Raw genomic sequence first — 3,985 nt, forward strand, 5'->3', positions numbered from 1 at the left:
AACCGTAGATTTTTTACTTTTCCGATAAACGTTATGACTTGCGAACCGAGAAGAAAATATAGTGCAAAAAGTAAAAATGGGAAAGCCCCGTAGCCGCTATAATTTATTAATAGCTTATTGCCGCTAACGTTTAGGCTATGAGTAGTTGCGTGGGTTAGCACTTAACTTAGCAAGTACACACCAAACTGAAAATCCGCGAGGATTTTCAGAAGTATGCGAGAACAAGCAATTAATTATAGCCATTGTTGTGTTGCGTTATTGTTTTCTGTGAAATATATTTAATGAATTTTTATTATTCTGAACTATCAAATATTTGTCATTCAAGACAATTGGTGAAGTCGCAGGAAATGACTCATTATCAGATTCATATTTCCAGTCAATTTCCTTTGTTAAGGTATTAAAAGCACCAATTGTTCCTTTTCTGAAATCTGTTGTTATAATATGATTATCAATAAATCCATAATTTTTTCTTTGAGTTTCAAATTTATTCTTCTCGAAAAAATCATTATCTACGTAAGAATCAATGTTTTCTCCAGTAGACAAATCAACGCAAGTATAATTCACCATCATTTGATGAATTTTTTTCTCTTTATAATCAAAAAAATACCCCCCAATTATTGTGCTTTTTTGCCATTTAATATTTCCAGTGGTTATCTCGATAGCTATTAGTTTGTCTATTGATTGTAATCCAAAGAAAGCAAGATTGTCATTTACTCCTAATAATTCAGGAATGAAATTTTTATTATTAATTTCATATGACCAAATTATAGCACCATCTTCATTATTTAATCGTTGTATTTTTGTAGGACTTGATATGAAAAAGTTAATACCATCAACAGATTTTAAAGTACCTTTATTATAGTCAGTTTCCCAAATATTCTTTCTTGTTTCAATTTCATATAATCCACTTTTCTTTTCAAATGTGTTGTAGTTATAGTCGACCACTGAAAATAGAAATTCTTCAGAGATTAATCTATATTCATAATAATTAATTTTATTATCTGAAATTATGTTTAAGTCATTATCTAAAATTGAATAATTAGAACTTGATAAACATATGAAACCATTCTTGTATGGTTTAATTGATTGAAAGTTATGGTTTACCTCTTTCTCAAACAGTATTTTATTGTTATCAAGGTTTTGTTTTATTAATTTTTTTCCAGATTGATATAATAGAAATGAGCCTTCCAAATAAAAGCCTTTATTGACCGGAGCATCTATTTTTGTTCGTAATTCATACATAATCTTATAGACTCAATCTTCTGTTATTACTTTGTTTTTAATGCAACACAACGTTTATGTATAAGAATAGTTGCGGTTTTGTGTGCGAGGATTTTCCGAAGGAAAATCAGATGTAACAAAAGCACAACGACCTTTGATTAAGCCTAAAATAGCAATTATTTTTATACTTTGTTGTAACCAGTTTTTTTTAATTCGCTTCTTTATTATTCAGTAACGAAGAGTAAATTTTCATTATTCGTTTGTCATAAATTCCGAAAGATGATTTTGTAATTAAAGCTCCAATAATTGGAAAAGCCAACATTAAAATCAGTTCAAAACTTAAAATACTTTCTCCGTTGATTAATTTGTAGATTGAAATCCCCCAAAGTGCAACAAATATTGCAATCAGAAACAAGTTTGTAAATAAGTCAAATTCGTTTTTAATTTCAACAGCTGTTTTGTCAGACGAAATAGATTTTAAATTAATATCAGATATTATATCATATCCAGTTCCGTATTTGTTTTTCATTAATCCGTGTAATTTGGTTTCATTCAATTCCGTAACACTTATTTTGTCAGTTGATGATTTTAATTCATCCCTTACAATATTGATAGGTTTTTCGGTAACTAAACTATGTTTTTTTATAAATAACATTCTCGGTAGTTCGGATTTCTCAAATTGGTTACAACGGTCTCGTATAAGAATAGTTGCGGGTTTGCGTGCGAGGATTTTCCGAAGGAAAATCAGACGTAGTAAACTTGCAACTACCTTTGGTTAAGCACTAAACCGCAATTATTTTTATACATTGTTGGCAATAGTATTTTTAATCATTATTTCATTCAGTTTTTGAATATCTGATTCAGCAATTTCATTTAAATCAAGCAGGATTTTTCGACCGTCAATTTTTTTTAAAGTCATTTCCTTTCCATTCAGTTCAGTCGCTTTTATTTCGTCAAATCTCAATGATTTTCCAAGAAATGATTTAATTCGGATAACTATTCCTTTATCATTCCATTGTACAGTATTTTTATACCAAAATAGTTTGCTGAAATAAAGTGCCTGCAAGAAAAATCCGCACGAACTTATATATTTATAGATTTTTTTATTTTCAAATTCAAACGGTTCAATTAGTCCGATGAAAATAAAAATCAGAGATAGAATTATTAACAAAATCCAATAGTTTTTCTTTCCTAAATTATCAAAATGTATTCGTTTCATCTGCGTTCTGTTATATTATTGCCAACGTTCTGTGTATGGGGCGTTGCTGACCGAAGGGAAGCTATGACCTATACACCTTGTTACCATACGTTTTATTTTACCTTAATTACCATTAGTTCGTCCTTGAGAATTACAAATTCTATTCCTTCATATTCTAGAACATCAATATTTTTAATATCCTTATTTAAAAAAGTGAAACTGCTTCTAGTTTTATGTGGGGTTCCGTATTTGGTTAGGATTTCACTTTTCGAACTTGTTTCTGGTCTTATCTCGTTTTCCGTTTTTAGTTGGTATTTGGAAATGTAAAGAGATTTTAGAGTGTCATTTTGGAACTCGAACCAAATCCCTAGTCTATTAAACATTTGTTCATCATACTTTTTAAATATCTCTTTCTCTGTTGATTCATTAATTTCGAATCCATCCAGCCCAATGCCGGGTCTTATATTTCCAACTTTATATAAATCTTGGTCAAGTTCAAAAATTTGATTTTGCCTAGAACTCTCAACTTTTGTTTGTGTTCCATGATATCCTATAATGTGAAATTTGTCAATTTCTTTATCGTATTTAATTCTTAATCCGATATATGAACCAATATCGAGCAGGTAATCTGCCTTGTCATCTATTCCTTTGGCATCATGAACAGTAAATTCAATTGAGTCAACAGGCTCTGTTATCTCCAGAATGTTCCAAAATGTGTTGTTACCTATAAACACTAAGTCTTGTGGTAGTGAAGCGTTATAATTTCCATTTTGAGCAAATTGAAAAATTTCAACACCAAGATTTTTGACTCGCTCCTCCATTTCCGTTTGTTTCTGTCCACTACAACTAACCATGAAGAGAAACGTGAAGAGTGTTAAAATATGTAGTCTAGTTCTATTCATCAATGTATGGTAACGTTCCGGCTATGAAGCGTAGGAACGGTTTGGTTGGTAAGGCCTATGCTTTATAGCTATTGTTAGGCACTTTTTTATTTAATTCAGTTATTAATTCGTCTAGATCATGGACGTCTACAATAGTGTCAGTGATGTACAAATGTTTTCCTCGTAATTGATCTAAAATATTCGGTTTGTCCTGGAGTGTTTGAGATATAAGATACTGCTTGTTAGATCTCGTCTCTCTCCATAATTTAATCGATTTTATATCACTTAATTCTATTGTCTTTACGGGTGAAAACAGTTGGCTACGGATTACTAAGGATTCATTTTCGATTGAAATAATTTCCGAACTAAATTTTCTTCGTTTTGCGAGGTTAATTACAGGTATTAGACAAAAAGCACCAAATGTTAATGTTCCTAATATTGGAACTAGTTTATCGATTTTGAATCCGTCTTCTTTAACTAAATTCATTATCAATATTAGAATTGAAATACTCAAGAATATTACACTCAAAAGTGAGAACGTCAAGCGCTTTTTTTTCATTTTCTGTTCGTCTATCTTAATTTTCATTTCTAATTGTGCCTAACGTTCCGGCTCGTATGTTTGATTTTCAGTTTGAATATACTATTAATTATATAAATAAGGAGAGAGATTAAGAGGTTGAGCTAG

At 30.4% G+C, this 3,985-nt stretch carries 5 protein-coding genes; all 5 read right to left on the reverse strand.

Annotated features, from left to right (window positions below; translation table 11 throughout):
- Positions 1 to 255: 255 nt before the first annotated feature.
- On the reverse strand, positions 256 to 1,242 hold the full coding sequence (locus PXC01_RS18335) for an outer membrane protein assembly factor BamB family protein (RefSeq protein WP_276473720.1): 987 nt from the start codon (positions 1,240 to 1,242) through the stop codon (positions 256 to 258).
- Positions 1,243 to 1,429: 187 nt separating this feature from the next.
- A complete protein-coding gene (locus PXC01_RS18340) occupies positions 1,430 to 1,876 on the reverse strand; it encodes a hypothetical protein (protein ID WP_276473721.1) in 447 nt (148 codons plus the stop codon).
- A gap of 144 nt (positions 1,877 to 2,020) precedes the next feature.
- A complete protein-coding gene (locus PXC01_RS18345; RefSeq protein ID WP_276473722.1) occupies positions 2,021 to 2,440 on the reverse strand; it encodes a hypothetical protein in 420 nt (139 codons plus the stop codon).
- Between the two features lie 92 nt (positions 2,441 to 2,532).
- Complete coding sequence (locus tag PXC01_RS18350; protein ID WP_276473723.1) at positions 2,533 to 3,240, reverse strand: hypothetical protein; 708 nt, start codon at positions 3,238 to 3,240, stop codon at positions 2,533 to 2,535.
- Positions 3,241 to 3,376: 136 nt separating this feature from the next.
- Complete coding sequence (locus tag PXC01_RS18355; protein WP_276473724.1) at positions 3,377 to 3,787, reverse strand: hypothetical protein; 411 nt, start codon at positions 3,785 to 3,787, stop codon at positions 3,377 to 3,379.
- Positions 3,788 to 3,985: the final 198 nt, after the last annotated feature.

This window comes from Maribacter huludaoensis (assembly GCF_029350945.1).
GTDB lineage: Bacteria > Bacteroidota > Bacteroidia > Flavobacteriales > Flavobacteriaceae > Maribacter > Maribacter huludaoensis.